Raw genomic sequence first — 326 nt, 5'->3', positions numbered from 1 at the left:
GTGCGCCGGCCGTCCGAACCGGCGCAGACCGGTCGGATCGTGGAGGACTTCGCCGAGCTGACAGACACCGAGGAGCGTGGGCACCGATGGCACCCGTGCACCGGTGGGCGGGTGCGCTCGACAACGGGCGGTTGGTGTTCGCCGACACCGACGGCCTGACTGCGCACGCTCGAGCACATCCGCATGCGGGATCCGCCCCTGTTGCGCCCACCGGCGCAACGTGCGGTCCGAGGGCGGTGTGCGGCCGGCATCGATCGCCGCCTGCCGCAGGCCCTCGTTCCCCAACTCCTTCCGTAATTGTGTGACCGACACCGTGCTGGTCAGCC

General features: G+C 70.9%; 1 pseudogene. It reads right to left on the bottom strand.

The window, feature by feature from the left end:
- Nucleotides 1-159: 159 nt before the first annotated feature.
- A pseudogene (locus P3H15_RS55305) lies at nt 160-326 on the bottom strand (excisionase); the annotation flags it as partial.

It is taken from the genome of Rhodococcus sp. T2V, assembly GCF_029269925.1.
Classification (GTDB): Bacteria; Actinomycetota; Actinomycetes; order Mycobacteriales; family Mycobacteriaceae; genus Rhodococcus_F; species Rhodococcus_F koreensis.
The sequence above is the reverse complement of the archived record's forward strand: the minus strand, read 5'-3'. Positions and strand labels throughout refer to the sequence as shown.